General features: G+C 58.2%; 14 protein-coding genes. 7 read left to right on the forward strand and 7 right to left on the reverse strand.

Annotation, left to right across the window (positions count from 1 at the left end; genetic code table 11):
* Positions 1-42: 42 nt before the first annotated feature.
* The 6 genes from exbB (at position 43) to K5R88_RS20430 (ending at position 6,952) form a co-directional block, all read left to right on the forward strand.
* The gene (exbB, locus tag K5R88_RS20405) at positions 43-1,011 is read left to right on the forward strand and encodes a tonB-system energizer ExbB (RefSeq protein WP_226298260.1); all 969 of its coding nucleotides are present in this window, start codon (positions 43-45) and stop codon (positions 1,009-1,011) included.
* Between the two features lie 6 nt (positions 1,012-1,017).
* Positions 1,018-1,446 carry a TonB system transport protein ExbD gene (gene exbD / locus K5R88_RS20410; RefSeq protein WP_008030611.1) on the forward strand — a complete coding sequence of 143 codons (429 nt, stop codon included), beginning with the start codon at positions 1,018-1,020 and terminating at the stop codon, positions 1,444-1,446.
* Entirely contained in the window at positions 1,443-2,189 is a 747-nt protein-coding gene (locus K5R88_RS20415; RefSeq protein WP_008038061.1) for an energy transducer TonB family protein, read from the forward strand. The genes exbD and K5R88_RS20415 overlap by 4 nt, the downstream gene beginning before the upstream one ends.
* A gap of 269 nt (positions 2,190-2,458) precedes the next feature.
* Positions 2,459-3,388, forward strand: coding sequence for a hydrogen peroxide-inducible genes activator (locus K5R88_RS20420; RefSeq protein WP_008030615.1), 930 nt, complete (start codon positions 2,459-2,461; stop codon positions 3,386-3,388).
* A 9-nt stretch (positions 3,389-3,397) separates the two neighbouring features.
* Positions 3,398-5,473, forward strand: coding sequence for an ATP-dependent DNA helicase RecG (gene recG, locus K5R88_RS20425; RefSeq protein WP_226298261.1), 2,076 nt, complete (start codon positions 3,398-3,400; stop codon positions 5,471-5,473).
* Between the two features lie 78 nt (positions 5,474-5,551).
* Positions 5,552-6,952: an aminoacyl-tRNA deacylase and HDOD domain-containing protein gene (locus tag K5R88_RS20430; RefSeq protein ID WP_008030618.1), complete on the forward strand. Its 1,401-nt coding sequence runs from the start codon at positions 5,552-5,554 to the stop codon at positions 6,950-6,952.
* Positions 6,953-7,048: 96 nt separating this feature from the next.
* Here K5R88_RS20430 and K5R88_RS20435 read toward each other — a convergent pair whose 3' ends face one another.
* Positions 7,049-7,438: a hypothetical protein gene (locus K5R88_RS20435; protein ID WP_008038063.1), complete on the reverse strand. Its 390-nt coding sequence runs from the start codon at positions 7,436-7,438 to the stop codon at positions 7,049-7,051.
* 487 nt (positions 7,439-7,925) lie between these two features.
* On the opposite strand from K5R88_RS20435, the gene K5R88_RS20440 reads away from it, so the two are divergent.
* The gene (locus tag K5R88_RS20440) at positions 7,926-8,309 is read left to right on the forward strand and encodes a DUF6124 family protein (protein WP_226298262.1); all 384 of its coding nucleotides are present in this window, start codon (positions 7,926-7,928) and stop codon (positions 8,307-8,309) included.
* A gap of 192 nt (positions 8,310-8,501) precedes the next feature.
* Here the strand turns inward: K5R88_RS20440 and K5R88_RS20445 are convergent, their stop codons facing one another.
* From K5R88_RS20445 to tssI, 6 genes are all read right to left on the reverse strand, one after another.
* Positions 8,502-11,117, reverse strand: coding sequence for a T6SS phospholipase effector Tle1-like catalytic domain-containing protein (locus K5R88_RS20445; RefSeq protein ID WP_226298263.1), 2,616 nt, complete (start codon positions 11,115-11,117; stop codon positions 8,502-8,504).
* Positions 11,102-11,887 carry a DUF3304 domain-containing protein gene (locus K5R88_RS20450; RefSeq protein ID WP_226298264.1) on the reverse strand — a complete coding sequence of 262 codons (786 nt, stop codon included), beginning with the start codon at positions 11,885-11,887 and terminating at the stop codon, positions 11,102-11,104. The genes K5R88_RS20445 and K5R88_RS20450 overlap by 16 nt, the downstream gene beginning before the upstream one ends.
* Positions 11,872-12,234 (reverse strand): DUF3304 domain-containing protein, encoded by a 363-nt coding sequence (locus tag K5R88_RS20455; RefSeq protein ID WP_226300274.1) that lies wholly within the window; start codon positions 12,232-12,234, stop codon positions 11,872-11,874. The genes K5R88_RS20450 and K5R88_RS20455 overlap by 16 nt, the downstream gene beginning before the upstream one ends.
* 390 nt (positions 12,235-12,624) lie before the next feature.
* Positions 12,625-13,191 (reverse strand): DUF3304 domain-containing protein, encoded by a 567-nt coding sequence (locus K5R88_RS20460; RefSeq protein ID WP_226298265.1) that lies wholly within the window; start codon positions 13,189-13,191, stop codon positions 12,625-12,627.
* Entirely contained in the window at positions 13,191-13,997 is an 807-nt protein-coding gene (locus tag K5R88_RS20465; RefSeq protein WP_226298266.1) for a DUF4123 domain-containing protein, read from the reverse strand. The genes K5R88_RS20460 and K5R88_RS20465 overlap by 1 nt, the downstream gene beginning before the upstream one ends.
* An 11-nt stretch (positions 13,998-14,008) precedes the next feature.
* Positions 14,009-16,075, reverse strand: coding sequence for a type VI secretion system Vgr family protein (gene tssI / locus K5R88_RS20470; RefSeq protein ID WP_226298267.1), 2,067 nt, complete (start codon positions 16,073-16,075; stop codon positions 14,009-14,011).
* Between the last annotated feature and the right edge of the window lie 5 nt (positions 16,076-16,080).

Here is a 16,080-nt window from a genome sequence, read left to right on the forward strand (position 1 = left end):
TGGAAGAACATTTACCGTCTTTTCCTCTCAGGTCCGGCCAGCATGACACGCAATCAATTCCCCGCTTCGCCAACCAATCGACCTCGCGCCTGGAGCGCGGTGGCCGCCCTGTTGCTCAGCCTGATGCTGGCGCCAACCGCCGCCTTCGCTGACGCACAAGCCCCGGCCACCCCAGCCGCCGCCACTGCGCCCGCTCCCGCCGAGCACTCTGCCGAACACGCCGCACCGGTTGCCACCGATCCGGCCCAGGCCGTAGACGCCGCTGGTGAAGACGCGCCGCAAGTCCTCGAAGCCGACAACAGCCTGGGCATGGCCCATGACCTGTCGCCGTGGGGCATGTACCAGAACGCCGACATCATCGTGAAAATCGTGATGATCGGCCTCGCCATCGCGTCGATCATCACCTGGACCATCTGGATCGCCAAGGGCTTCGAGCTGATGGGCGCCAAGCGCCGTCTGCGCACCGAAATCGTCCACCTGAAGAAGGCGGCCACCCTCAAGGAAGCCAGTGTAACGGCAGCCAAGCCCGGCACCCTCGCCAACCTGTTGGTGCACGATGCGCTGGAAGAGATGCACCTGTCGACCAACAGCCGTGAGAAAGAAGGCATCAAGGAACGCGTCGCCTTCCGTCTCGAGCGCCTGGTCGCAGCCTGCGGTCGCAACATGAGCAGCGGCACCGGCGTACTCGCCACCATCGGCTCTACCGCGCCGTTCGTGGGCCTGTTCGGCACCGTGTGGGGCATCATGAACAGCTTCATCGGCATCGCCAAAACCCAGACTACCAACCTCGCCGTCGTGGCTCCCGGCATCGCCGAAGCCTTGCTGGCCACCGCGCTGGGCCTGGTTGCCGCGATTCCAGCCGTTGTGATCTACAACGTGTTCGCCCGCTCCATCGCCGGCTACAAGGCGCAAGTGTCCGACGCCTCGGCAGAAGTCCTGTTGCTGGTCAGCCGCGACCTCGACCACCAGCCTGAGCGCAGCTCGCAACCGCACATGGTGAAAGTGGGGTAATCGGCCATGGGCCTGCATTTGAAAGAAGGCGCAGACGACGATCTGGCCGAGAACCACGAAATCAACGTCACGCCGTTCATCGACGTGATGCTGGTGCTGTTGATCATCTTCATGGTGGCCGCTCCGTTGGCCACCGTGGACATCAAGGTCGACCTGCCTGCCTCCAGCGCCAAACCGGCGCCGCGGCCAGAGAAACCGGTGTTCCTCAGCGTCAAAGCTGACCAGCGCCTGTTCCTCGGCGAAGACGAAGTGAAAGCCGAAGCACTCGGCGCCACGCTCGACGCCAAGACCCAGGGCAAGAAAGACACGACGATCTTCTTCCAGGCCGATAAAGGCGTGGACTACGGCGACCTGATGAGCGTGATGGACAACCTGCGCGCTGCCGGCTACCTGAAGGTCGGTCTGGTCGGACTCGAGACGGCAGTGAAGAAATGATCACGACGCGCCATAAGCTGACGCGTTACGGCGGTAGCCTGGCCGTGGTGCTGGGCGTCCATGCGCTGGCCATTGCGCTGGCGCTGAACTGGACGTCGCGCCCACCTATCGAGCTGCCGCCGCAGGCGATGATGGTCGAGTTGGCGCCGGTTCCGGCACCACCTCCTCCGGCACCGCCGAAGGTGATAACGCCGCCACAACCCCCTGCTCCGGTGGAAGAGCTGCCGATCCCGAAACTGGCCGAAGTGCCGAAGGCAGAAATCACCGTACCGAAGCCGGTCAAACCCAAGCCCAAGCCTCAACCGCCCAAGCCTGTGGAGAAAAAGCCGGAGCCGCCGAAGGAAAAACCGTCCGAGGAAAAACCGAGCGAAGCGCAACCGACCCAGGCGCCGACGGAGAAATCCGCTCAACCGGCACCGGGCCCATCACCTGCGCAGCAAGCGGCCAAGGCCAGTTGGCAAGGCACCCTGCTGGCGCACTTGGCCAAGTACAAAAAGTACCCGGCCAGTGCACAGGCGCGGGGCAAGGAAGGTTTGAACCGTCTGCGCTTCGTGGTGGACGGCGAAGGTAACGTGTTGTCGTTCGAACTGGTGGGCCGTTCGGGCAACGCCGATCTGGACCGGGCCACCCTGGAAATGATCAAGCGTGCCCAACCGCTGCCCAAGCCACCGGCCGACATGCTGAACAACGGCTCCATCGAAATTGTTGCGCCGTTTGTTTACTCGCTGGAACGCCGCCGCTAAAGAGAACCCTGTAGGAGCGAAGCTTGCTCGCGAAAACGGTGTGTCATTCACGAATGATTCGACTGACATACCGCTTTCGCGAGCAAGCTTCGCTCCTACAGATTCTGTGGCGGTAACAAGATATGCAAAAGGCACCCGAAAGGTGCCTTTTGCATATCCGCCAGCGGCAAACCGGCATTACCCGGTGTCACTCGACACACTCTCTCTGATAACGTGCGTCTATCGATTGCAGCCGGTATGCTTGGCCCGCAACTTCATGGACGCTCGCTATGACTCTTACAGAATTACGCTACATCGTTACCCTCGCCCAAGAGCAGCACTTTGGCCACGCGGCCGAGCGTTGCCACGTCAGCCAGCCGACCCTGTCGGTGGGCGTGAAAAAGCTTGAAGACGAACTCGGTGTGCTGATTTTCGAGCGCAGCAAGAGCGCCGTGCGCCTGACCCCGGTCGGCGAAGGCATCGTGGCCCAGGCACAAAAAGTCCTGGAACAGGCCCAAGGCATCCGCGAACTGGCCCAGGCCGGCAAGAACCAGCTGACCGCCCCGCTGAAAGTCGGCGCCATCTACACCGTCGGCCCGTACCTGTTTCCGCACCTGATTCCGCAACTGCACCGGGTCGCCCCGCAGATGCCGTTGTACATCGAAGAAAACTTCACCCACGTGCTGCGCGACAAACTGCGCAACGGCGAGCTCGACGCGATCATCATCGCCCTGCCGTTCAACGAAGCCGACGTCCTGACCCTGCAGCTCTACGACGAGCCGTTCTACGTCCTGATGCCGGCCCAGCACCCGTGGACACAAAAAGAATCCATCGACGCCGCCCTGCTCAACGACAAGAGCCTGCTGCTGCTTGGCGAGGGCCACTGCTTCCGTGATCAAGTGCTGGAAGCCTGCCCGACGCTGACCAAAGGCAACGACGGCGCCAAGCACACCACGGTGGAATCCAGCTCGCTGGAAACCATTCGCCACATGGTCGCCTCGGGGCTCGGGATTTCGATCCTGCCGCTGTCGGCCGTGGACAGCCATCACTACGCCCCCGGTGTAATTGAAGTGCGCCCACTGACCGCCCCGGTGCCGTTCCGCACCGTGGCCATTGCCTGGCGCGCGAGCTTCCCGCGTCCGAAGGCCATTGAAATCCTCGCTGACTCCATTCGCCTGTGCTCGGTGGCCAAGCCGCCCGCGCCGGTGGCTGCGGCTTAAGTTGCTGTCATGACCGAGTTGTCGCAAGTGTCGGTCACGGCACTCAAGGGTGTCGGCGAGGCCATGGCCGAGAAACTGGCCAAGGTCGGCCTGGAGAATCTCCAGGACGTGCTGTTTCACCTGCCGCTGCGTTATCAGGACCGCACTCGCGTAGTCCCGATCGGCCACCTGCGACCGGGGCAGGATGCCGTGATCGAAGGCACCGTCAGCGGCGCCGACGTGGTCATGGGCCGGCGCCGCAGCCTGGTCGTGCGCTTGCAGGACGGTACCGGCGGGCTCAGCCTGCGCTTCTACCATTTCAGCAACGCCCAGAAAGAAGGCCTCAAACGTGGCACGCGGATTCGCTGCTACGGCGAAGCGCGGCCCGGTGCGTCGGGACTGGAAATCTACCACCCGGAATACCGCGCCCTCACCGGCGACGAGCCGCCGCCCGTGGATGAAACCCTGACGCCGGTGTACCCGCTCACCGAAGGCCTGACCCAGCAGCGTTTGCGCCAGCTCTGCATGCAAACCCTGACGATGCTCGGCCCGACCAGCCTGCCGGATTGGTTGCCGAACGAACTGGCGCGGGACTATCAACTGGCGCCGTTGGCCGACGCAATTCGTTACCTGCATCACCCGCCGGCCGACGCCGATGTCGACGAACTCGCCCTCGGTCATCATTGGGCGCAGCATCGTCTGGCCTTTGAAGAACTGCTGACCCATCAACTGTCCCAGCAGCGTCTGCGCGAAAGCATGCGTTCCCTGCGCGCGCCGGCGATGCCGAAAGCCACCCGATTGCCGGCCCAATACCTGGCCAATCTCGGCTTCAATCCAACTGGCGCCCAACAACGCGTCGGCAACGAAATTGCCTATGACCTCAGCCAGCACGAACCAATGCTGCGACTGATTCAGGGCGACGTCGGTGCGGGCAAAACCGTGGTCGCAGCCCTTGCCGCATTGCAAGCGCTGGAAGCCGGTTACCAAGTGGCGTTGATGGCGCCGACCGAGATCCTCGCCGAGCAGCATTTCATCACCTTCAAGCGCTGGCTCGAACCGCTGGGCATTGAAGTCGCGTGGCTGGCCGGCAAGCTCAAAGGCAAGAACCGCGTGGCCGCGCTGGAGCAGATCGCCAGTGGCACACCGATGGTGGTCGGCACTCACGCACTGTTCCAGGACGAAGTGCAGTTCAAGAACCTCGCGCTGGTGATCATCGACGAACAACACCGTTTCGGCGTGCAACAGCGCCTGGCGCTGCGGCAGAAAGGCGTCGGCGGGCGCATGTGTCCGCATCAGCTGATCATGACCGCCACGCCGATTCCACGCACGCTGGCGATGAGCGCCTACGCCGACCTCGACACCTCGATCCTCGACGAACTGCCGCCCGGCCGAACCCCGGTCAACACCGTGTTGGTCACCGACACCCGACGCGTCGAAGTCATCGAACGGGTGCGCGGTGCCTGCGCCGAAGGGCGTCAGGCCTATTGGGTGTGCACGCTGATCGAAGAGTCGGAAGAGCTGACCTGCCAAGCGGCGGAAACCACCTTTGAGGACCTCACCTCCGCCCTCGGCGAGTTGAAGGTCGGGTTGATTCACGGCCGCATGAAGCCTGTGGAAAAAGCCGCCGTGATGGCTGAATTCAAGGCCGGCAACCTGCAACTGCTGGTCGCCACCACCGTGATCGAAGTCGGCGTCGACGTGCCGAACGCCAGCCTGATGATCATCGAAAACCCCGAGCGCCTCGGCCTCGCGCAGTTGCACCAATTGCGCGGCCGCGTCGGTCGAGGCAGCGCCGCCAGCCATTGCGTGCTGCTCTACCATCCGCCGCTGTCACAGATCGGCCGTCAGCGCCTGGGCATCATGCGCGAAACCAACGACGGTTTTGTCATCGCCGAGAAAGACCTCGAACTACGCGGCCCCGGCGAAATGCTCGGCACGCGCCAGACCGGTCTGCTGCAATTCAAGGTCGCCGACCTGATGCGCGACGCCGATCTGCTACCCGCCGTGCGCGACGCCGCCCAGGCATTGCTGGAGCGTTGGCCGGATCACGTCAGCCCGCTGCTCGACCGCTGGCTGCGCCACGGGCAGCAATACGGCCAAGTGTGAGCACCGTCGCAGTTTCTGGACCCTGCCCTTAAACAAGCTGGTTATACTCCTGCAATTGTTTGAATACGGATACAGACCATGACTGAAGCTGCCCTCGTCCCCGAAACCCCGCACGCTCCGTCTGTTATTCGGCTGCTGCTCGCCAAACTGGGCATCGCCTACGAAGAAGTCCTCGACCACCACGGCCTGAACGCCTCGCGCAAAGTGCAAGCGGTGCTGCTCGACGACGCCGTGGGCGCGCTGATGGTGCTGTTCCCGCAAAGCCAGTTGCTCGACCTCAACCGCCTCGCCGAACTGACCGGCCGCCGCCTCGCCGCCGTGTCGACCGAGCGCCTGGAAAAGATGCTCGGCAAACACAACCTGAGCCTGCTGCCCGGCCTGCCGGCGCTGACCAGCTCGCCCTGCCTGTACGAAGAAAGCCTGCTGCGCGAACCGAAGTTGCTGATCAACTCGGGCGAGCCGGGCGTGCTGCTGGAAATCACCAGCGAAGCCTTCAAGACCATGCTGACCAAGGCCAGCGCCGCCAACTTCGGCGAGAACGTGAGCAGCATCCGCCCGAACCTCGACCGCCCCGACGATGACCGCGAGGAAATCACCCAGGCCGTCCAGGCGTTCACCGCGAGACGCATCCAGCAACGCCTGGAAGCCACCATCGAAATTCCGCCACTGGCCGAGACCGCGCAGAAAATCATCAAACTGCGCGTCGACCCCAACGCCACCATCGACGACATCACCGGCGTGGTCGAAACCGACCCGGCCCTGGCCGCACAAGTCGTGAGCTGGGCGGCGTCGCCGTACTACGCCTCGCCGGGCAAGATTCGCTCCGTTGAAGACGCCATCGTCCGCGTGCTGGGTTTCGATCTGGTGATCAACCTGGCGCTGGGCCTGGCCCTGGGCAAAACCCTCAGCCTGCCCAAAGACCACCCGCAACACACCACGCCGTACTGGCAGCAATCGATCTACACCGCCGCCGTCATCGAAGGCCTGACCCGCGCCATGCCGCGCGCCCAGCGCCCGGAAGCCGGCCTGACCTACCTCGCCGGCCTGCTGCACAACTTCGGCTACCTGCTGCTGGCCCACGTGTTCCCGCCGCACTTCTCGCTGATCTGCCGCCACCTGGAGGTCAACCCGCACCTGTGCCACAGCTACGTCGAGCAACACCTGCTCGGCATCAGCCGCGAACAGATCGGCTCATGGCTGATGCGCTATTGGGACATGCCCGACGAACTGGCCACCGCGCTGCGCTTCCAGCACGACCCAAGCTACGACGGCGCCTACGCCGAGTACCCGAACCTCGTGTGCCTGTCCGTGCGCCTGCTGCGTAGCCGCGGCATCGGCTCCGGCCCGGATGAAGACATCCCCGACGCCCTGCTGGAGCGCGTCGGTTTGACTCGCGACAAAGCCAACGACGTCGTCAGCAAAGTCCTCGAAGCCGAAGTCCTGCTGCGCGAACTCGCCTCGCAATTCACCCAGGCCTAAAAGCTTCGCGGGCAAGCCTCGCTCCTACAGGGTTTCGTGATTCCTGTAGGAGCGAGGCTTGCCCGCGAAAAATCCACCTCGGTCTACTTGACCACCTCAAACCTTAGCGGCAGCCTTCGCCTTCCGCGGCTTCAAATACTTGGTCAACCCCTGAAACCAGATCACCAACGCCGGGTTGCCCTTGATCTGAATCGACTTGTCCTGAATCCCCGTCATAAACGCCAACTGCTTGTTCTTCGCCTGCATCGTGGCAAAGCCATACGCCGCATCTTTAAACGCAATCGCAAACGCCGGCTCGGCATACACGCCCGACTTACTGGTAATGCGCTGGTCCTTCACAAAGAAATGCCGCGCCACTTTCCCGTCCAGTGTCTGTAGCTGAAACACCAACTCCTTGTCACCCAACTGCTGCTGAAACGCAGGATTAGTCCGACTGGCCTTACCCATCAACAAACCCAGCATCCACAGAAGAAAACGAAATTTCATGCGCACAGCCTCAAAAGGAAAATGAACGGCCGGCGCAGTGTAGCGGCTTCGAGCGAGAACGCCACTATTGTGCAGTGTTAGAAGAAGATGCCGTGGTTTTTGACGCTGATGACTACCAAGTCATTGACGAAAGGCTGTTGTTTAAAAGCTGAGGTTTTTTGGTCTTTCTACGCTCGGGGCTATCGGATATTTCCTTCAATGTATGGCGTTGTTCATGAACTAGGCAGCATCGAGCTTCATCGATAGGCTTTGTCCGTCGCCGCAAAATCGGTGATACGGACGTGCAAGTCCGAACCCAGGTGTGCAATTGCTTATGGCTATTCGTCGAGCGTTTTCCTATGCTCGCGGGTCGTTATGGCGGCTGTGCGTCGGAGACCTTCGGGTCTGCCGGTTCCTGGATCGGTCTTGCACACCAACGCACAGCTGCCACCTCTTTCGAAGTGCAAAGCGAAACGGTGTCGGTCTCTTAATTCCAGGAGCTACATCAATGATTAAGCCAACTCCGAATCCCCCAGAACACGAAGCCACATCCCCCTACGAATCCTTCGATTCCAAAAAACTCCACGAAGCCGCCGAGCGCGCCCTCGACCATCACTTCGGCACAGCACCGGATAAACAATCGAAAACCCGCAAGGGTGCGCTCTTTATCGTCGCTCCCGACCTCCACACCGAAACCCTCCTGGCCAATGCCTCCGAAGACCTGCTGTCCATCAGCGCCATCGCCGCCGACCTGGCCGACGGTGTAGAAGGCTCCCGCCGCTCAGTCGCCCTGGCACTCAGCAGAATGGCGGACGGCGTGCATCTGTTGGTGGAACGAGCGCTGGACCACATTGATTCGCCGCCCTCGGAAGAGCATCGCGCCAAGGCGTAAGACGGAACTGGCTAACCAAGCAAACAAAAACGGCCCCGATTGATGTTGCCAGCAATCGGGGCCGTGTTCTTTTCTGGCTCAGGAACCCGGGCAGACCTTTGGTTCCTTCGCTTCAAAACAGACTTTGTCAGGGTAACTGGGCGCCACGCAAAAAGGGCGGCTCATCCAGAGTCGCCCTTTATCGTTGTGCAGTTACACGTTCTTTTCAGACGACTTCAAGTTACTGGCCTGATCAGCCACCAAGTCGAGCCAGCCACCGGGCTTGTCCTCATCGTTCGCCGCATTCGCCAACATACCGGCCAATGCACCCACGTCCTTCTTGCGAGCAGCTTCGACTGCTTCAAGCGCCTGATGGGCTACCAGAATTTTCTGCAGCGCCGGGGTGTTCGCGTTTGCTTCAGTCAATGGTTTCAGCGGTGGCAAGGCTGCGGCTTTGGCCACCAGGTCTCCCGGTTCTTTAGTGAACACTCGTAGAGCATCCAGATTGCTTGCCACTGGAAGCGCAATGCCTGTAAGTGGGTCGAAAGCACTGATTTCCGGCAGCCCCACTTTTCCGCTCAGGACAGGACGAGCCAAGGATGGTAAAAACAGACCTAGCAACATACGAGGATCCTTCCTCTTGATACTCAGGCCGACACTAGCCAATGCAATACCAAGTCCGATAACCCGCCCGGCACTGGCTAAGAGCGATAGCTGCTTATTCGACTCGTTATCGAAATGAATCAAACGGATACGGAAATAGTCCGTAAAGGGCTCACGCGGTCCAATAGCGGAGTGGTTCATGAACCACGCTCGGGAGTCGTGAATCTGATTGTCAAACAACGCCACTAGGTCTTCTTGCCCCGGCCTAGGTTTATTGGCTGCAATAAACATTTTTTCGTGCAGCTTTGTGCCTTCAGCATGCAGGTAGGCATACTCCTCCGCTTCGTCTTCCTCATTTATCAGGAACACTGTACCGCCCAGTAGCATATCTACCACACCACCAGCGGTGAATGAGTCATCCACCATGCCCCACTCTCTCAAGTAGTCATGCCTAAACTCCGCTGCTGCCCCACTTAGCTGGCGGTGGTCTAGAGGAGGCTCAAATTTTTTCTCCCAACGCATTTTGTCGACTTTTTCCTGGCCACCGACAATTTGTATGTTCAGTTGGTTTTCCTTCTCCTCTGCCTCGGTGTAAGTCGGCTCGGGCTTGCCCTCAGCAGCAGCAGAGGTTTTGGCATCTCTGCGCTTCTGAATAGCTTCCCAAGCATCGATTTTTGCTTTGGGCATATCCGCAAGAGAGTTTTGAAAGAATGGCTGTTTTTCTACGCCACCGGCGTAACGGTCGATTCTCCATGCGGTAATTAGCGCATGCTCTTGTTTCATCACCTCTTCCAAAGTGCCGCCTTTGGCTTGAGCCTGCCAAGCGTTGAAGCGGCGAACCAGGGTAGCGTTAAAGTCGAACTCGTCTTGGACCTTAGGGTCCATGGCACGCCACGCTTCGTGATCTGGAAGAAGAATATTCTGTGGAACTTGCAGCGGAGCACCGGCCTTGAATGCTTCAGCATAGAGATGGTGTAACGGAATTTGAGATAGCAAATCGTCTGTACCAGAAATCGCTTTGCCTTGGTCTTTCGGTGAGTAACCTCCTCCTACGTCGGAGTGCACACCTGGATAAAAGTACTCGACAGTATTATCCCGGTAACTAGAGGGAGCCTCAGTATTTCGCTGGCCGTCAGCCGTTTTTGACCTCCGGCGAATAGAATCCAGAGGAAAACTAGCACGTTGCTCATGAGCCGAAACTAAATGTACGCAGCGCTTTAGGAAGTGACGGTCCTCGGGAACTGTTGTGTCTTGACTCTCGATAATCGCATCTTCAGGCAACCGCATAGTGCCGTCAGCCCACCCCATATGCCCAGCAGCGAATGGCGCACTGTCAGCAAGACCAACCGCCGCCACGGTGTCGCAGAGTCCAAGAAACTCTATGGACAGCGGCAAACCCGCAAAGAGGTATTCCACGACCCCACTCTCCCCTGAGCAGCGCGTCAATGTCTGAAGCCAGTTAGCGAAGGTTCGCGCTTGAGCCGCACCACGGGAAAATCCATACACATATAGACGCATCGCTAAGATTCGAGGCTTATGGTCTCCCTCATCGAGTTTCTTGAGCGCTTTTTCCAGATCCTGGATATGCGGACGCATAACTGCTTCACGCTTTTTCTCACCATTCTCCATTAGACCTGCCGTCATGACGGTGCCTAGCCAAGAAGTAGCCATTCCCTCTACCAGACTTTTTGTTTCGTCAGGCGAGAATGGCGTTTGGCCCGGTACCGAATCCTTTAGTGCTGAAATCAAACGAGTCAGCCCCCAATTAATTCGGTTTTCACCACCATTTGCACCTATTAGCCCAAATGAGTCTGGAACGACTTCATTGATCTCTGGAAATGTTGTCCCGACTCCCGGACTGTAATAACGAAAGTATCCTGTTTGTATTGTTGGGTCCGACCCTAAACTTGCGTGGAAGATACGAGCAATATTACTGCATGATGAAGGACTCGAGGAGCTATCAGCGAGATCATTATTATTGGTTCCGTCGAACGCAATAGTTATATGTAACGTCTTACTGCATGACGGCCCACTTTGAACATCACCTTTAGACTGTAATAGTTTTCGCTGCTGGTTAGTAAATCGTGTTTCATCAGCCTTCTGTTTACGAATATTCTCTGAAAGTTGATTCGGGTCTTTTGGCAGACGCCCTTGTGCTGGAAACGCTGGCGGTACCGACACAGATGCAGCTTGTTTTTTAATTTCCGCGCTTATTTGTTTGGACATACCTTAGGCTCCTCCATATTCATTGGGAAGTTAAAGGGATAAGCCGGATCGCCACGTTTAATATTGTCTGCCGAGACACGAACCTGATCGCACGGTAAAAAATGCACCTTCAAAGAACCCGCCGTATCGTATTTTGGAATTTCGACAGTTACTGAATGCTGGGTATATTGCGCCGCATGTTTTTTATATTCTGCACGGTACGCATCCGTACCAAGTGGCGGCCATTTGGCAGAAGGTCTTGCATTAGGGTCTTTCTCCCATTCAACAATAGCCCTCAAACCTGGGGTCCATACTCTTGGCACAACCCCACAACAAACTTCGCTACCTCCACCTTGATGCGGGCCTATGTTAGGTCCTCCAGCACCGTTGACGGTAAATCTATTAATAGCGGCGGAAGTATGGTTATAACCGGTTACCGATGTAGAAAGCATTTTTGATTCTGCTTGGCAGGCAACAATAGTAAATGTGCCGACCAACAACAATGCCAAACGCATGCAACGTGACTTAATATTACTAATAAAGGGCATCATTCTCACGGGTACGTGCAGCCCCCGCAGAAATTTGGCAGATGACAAAAATTTGTCATCACGCGAGTTGTTACCTTTGCTTATAAGCTTTGACATACCTTCGACTCCTCCATGTTCATCATGGCAGTTAATCAAACACCCGAAGAACCGGGCGTATTGCTTCCTGCAAATACATCTATTTGATTGCACGACAAAGTTTCTATTTTCCGCCATAGGTATAGCTTCGCTCAAAGAACCGGACATATCTTCGACCCCTTAACTTGAAAATAGGCTTTATCGGGATAATCCGGATGCCCGGGGGTAAAGCAAGTTGTAGAAACTTTTACTTGATCGCACGGTAGAAAGTGAACCTGTAGCGCGCAAAGTTGCTCAGTATACTTCGGAACCTCAACCATCGCTGTATGGTGAGAGTAATCAGCGGAGTGACGAACCAATGCCTCTTTTAGAATTTGTCCGTTTTGGTCACGCTTAATGGGCCCGTATGGATTGGGGTCTTTGTCCCATTCAATGATTGCTCTAACTCCCGGATTCCACTGAAGAGGGAGTGCGCCACAGCAAACTTCAGCTCCTCCACCAGCATTTGGTGGAATCCGGGGCCACCCGCTCCATTAATACTAAACCGTATAATTTCCGCGGAGGTGTGGTTATAACCAGTAACCGGTGCAGACACCATTTCAGGTCCAGCATTGCAAGCGCTTACACCGAACATGCTGAATACAAGAGCTAATGACCGCGCCATCATATTGAAACTGATCTTTCTTAGCTCCAAGCAAAATTTGCGCAAAAAAACGTCTTGCATAACAGCCGCACACCAGCATATGCCTTTAACTACATCATTCAATATCGACATACCTTCGACTCCTCCATGTTCTTCAGGCAGTTAATCAAACACCCGAAGAACCGGGCGTATTGCTTCCTGCAAATACATCTATTTGATTGCCCGACAAAGTTTCTATTTCCTGCCACAGGTATAGCTTCGCTCAAAGAGCCGGACATATCATCGACTCCTTAACTTGAAAATACGCTTTATCTGGATAGTTCGTGTGACCCGGAGGAAAGCAGGTAGTAGAAACCCTTACCTGATCGCACGGCAAAAAATGAACCTGCAAAGCACAAAGTTCTTTAGCGTACTTAGGAATTTCGACCGTCGCTTTATGGTGAGAGTAACCAGCAGAATGACGAACAACTATCTCTTTTGTAATTTGTCCGTACTGGTCACGCTCGACCGATTCGTATGGATTTGGATCTTTGTCCCATTCGATAGTCGCTCTAAGGCCCGGACGCCATTGCAAAGGAAGTGTGCTGCAGCACATTTCATTTCCTCCGCCCTGATTGGGTGGGATTCGCGGACCGCCAGCACCATTGATCGTGAATCCCATTATTTCTGCGGAGGTATGGTTAAAGCCCTTAACGGGAGCACCGACCATTTCAGGCCCACTACGACACCCACTCAACACCACCAACCCCATCAAAACCCACCCACGAACCCACCACGAAGACATCGCCGCCCCCGCAACCTCAACCGGCCCACAAGCACCCCCACTCATCAAATCAACGCCTTCGGCGGCTCATCAATCACAAACGGCGAATTCTCCACCAACCACTGTTCAATAAACGGTTCCCGCTCTTCCGGTTCCTTCAACCCCTTCTGATTTGCCGCGATCTGGCTGCGATACAAATGGCGAATAAGCCCCTCATTACGGCTCAAGCCGTAGTTTTGCGGCACGGCGCAGCGGTCGATGCGGTAGGCGTCGGCTTCGGTCCAGGCGAGCAGGTTGGCGACTTGTGGGTGGTCGAACATGACAGGGCCGTTGGCCGGTGTGGGGGCGTGGCGGACGTAGTTGCCGGGCAGGCTTTGTGGGTGTTGGTCGCGGTCGAGCCAGTGCCAGGAGATGACGGCGGCGTGGAAGGCGTTGCTTTGTACCGGGGTCAGGGTTTCGGCGACGGGCAGCAGCATGCGCGGGTCGTAGTAGCGCAGCACGCCTTCGGAGCGGCCCTGGTTCCATTTTGCCTGGGTGTAGCCGCGCAGGTGTTCGGCCAGCGCATCGAACGCCCAAGGGCTGAACAGGGCGACGACGTGTTTGTTGCAGTCGACGGCGCTGATGAAGGTTTTCAGCCAGGCGCGTTGGGCCGTGTCGACGCGCAGCAGCAGCGGGCCGAAATCGGCAATGGCGACTTCCGGGGTGTTTTCAAACAGCTTGGCCAGTTTTGGCCCGTCGGGCTGCTCCGCCAGTTCTTGCAGCAGCGGGTAGTCGAGACTGGTTGCGTCGATCAACAGGTCGAGGTGCGACTGTTTCAGTTGCAGGGCGTTGACCCATAACTCATCCAGCCAGTGCACGTTGCTTGTGTACATGAAGTCGTCCTTTATCGTGCGGCCAGGGCCTGGGCGTTACGTTTGGCCCGGGCCAGGCATTCCTTGCAAACCGGGGGCGGCGCCATCGGTGCGTTGCCGAGAGCCTGAGGCGGCACGGCGCCGGCGATGTCCTTGTCCGCTGCGCCTGGCAGTATCGGCGGTTTGATGCCGATTCCGGTCCCCGAGCCTGCCGAACCGCCGGCATTGATCTTCACAATCGGCCCGACCACGGTCACGCCACCGGCATCCAGTTTGATGAAGCTGCCACCGCCCTTGATGGTCAGTTCCGAGCCGGCCTCGATGACGATTTTCGCCCCAGCCTTCAGGTGAATCTCTTTCCCAACGCTAGTCAGCTGCGCAGTCCCCAACTTCACATGCTGGTTCTGCCCAACCGTCAGGTGATCATCCACCCGTGTCTCAACCTTGCGATCAGCAATCGTGGTGCGATGCTCTTCAGCCTTCAGCTCGGTGTAGGTGTTCTTCACCACTGTGTCGTGCCGCTCATTGCCGACGCGAATCTTCTGGTCGTGCTCGATGTTTTCATCCCAATCCCGCTGGGCGTGGATGAAGATCTGCTCCGCCCCTTTTTTGTCCTCAATCCGCAGTTCGTTGTACCCGCCGCCACCCGGTGAGCTGAGGGTTTTGAAGACGCTGCGGGTTTTGTTGGCGGGCAGTTCGTAGGGAACCTGGTTTTCCTTGTGGTACAGGCAACCGGTTACCAACGGTTGGTCGGGGTCGCCTTCGAGGAAGGTGACGAGGACTTCCATGCCGATGCGCGGGATGACGATGGCGCCGTAGCGGTCGCCGGCCCAGCTTGAGGAGACGCGCATCCAGCAGCTGGTTTTGTCGTCGGCCTGGCCTTCGCGGTCCCAGTGGAATTGCACTTTGATGCGGCCGTATTGGTCGCAGTGGATTTCTTCGCCGGCGGGGCCGGTGACTTTGGCGGTCTGGCTGCCGAGTACTCGCGGTTTCGGGTGTTGCAGTGCCGGGCGGTAGAACACGGCCCATGGGGTGGCGAGGAAGCGGTTGCGGTAGCCCTGGTGGAAGTCGTCTTTGTTGTCGGTGGTGTCGCTGGTCACGGACTCTTCGAGGACTTGCGGCTGTTTGCCTTCGTGGACGATTTCGGTGAGCAGCCAGAGGTCGTTCCACTCGGTGCGTGGGTGGTCGGACATTTCCAGGAAGTGGCCGCTGATCAAGCGGGTCTGATCACCGTGGCCTTCGGCTTGCTGGTAGTCGGCGCGGTGGCGTTCGAGGATGCGCTGGCTGAGGAATTTGCCGCGCGCGCGGTCGAGGAAGCGGCCGGGGTAGTCGTAGTCTTCGAGGTCTGGTTCGTCGCTCTGAACATCAGGCTTGTAGGCAGCTTCGAGTTGCAGCCGTGGTTTTTCGAAGTCGTAGTCGCGGCGGGTGGTGCGGCTGGTGCGGGTTTCCAGGCGCAGTTTGAAGCCTTTGATCACCGGTTCGTCGGCGACCATGCCGCTGCCTTGCACGTACGCGGTTGGCTGGCCGAGTTTCCGGAACACGGTCTGGTCGTCACCGAACACCAGCAGGTGAGCTTTGGCGCTGTGCTGGAAGTGGTAGTGAATGCCTTCCTCTTCGCACAGGCGCTGGACGAAGTGCAGGTCGGTTTCGTCGTACTGCACGCAGTAGTCGCGGTCCGGGCATGGCTGGCTGAGCTGGAAGTTGTAGGCGTTGCCCTTGATGCCGTGCTCTTCGAGGATCAGCGCGATGATTTTTGGCGCGGACATCTGCTGGTAGATGCGCTGGTTGGTGCGGTGATGCAGGTATTGCAGGTGCGGCACCAGGGAGACTTTGTAGCGGGTCAGGCGCTTGCCGGCATCGCCCTGGGCGACGCGGTAGATCTGGCCGTGGATGCCGCTGCCCTGCGGATCGAACGCTAGGAATGCCTGTTTGTGCAGGAGTTTTTCCAGGTCCAGATCGGGGTTTTCGCTGACCAGTTCGAGGTCGAAGCGATACGGCTGGCTGATGCCTTCGGTGCCGGTGAACGACAGAACTTGCAGGTCGCCGACGTAGTCTTCGACAGTCAGGCTGAAGTGCGTTTCGTTAGCTGAGTTGAACATTGCTT

The sequence above is a fragment of the Pseudomonas sp. MM213 genome (assembly GCF_020423045.1).
GTDB lineage: Bacteria > Pseudomonadota > Gammaproteobacteria > Pseudomonadales > Pseudomonadaceae > Aquipseudomonas > Aquipseudomonas migulae.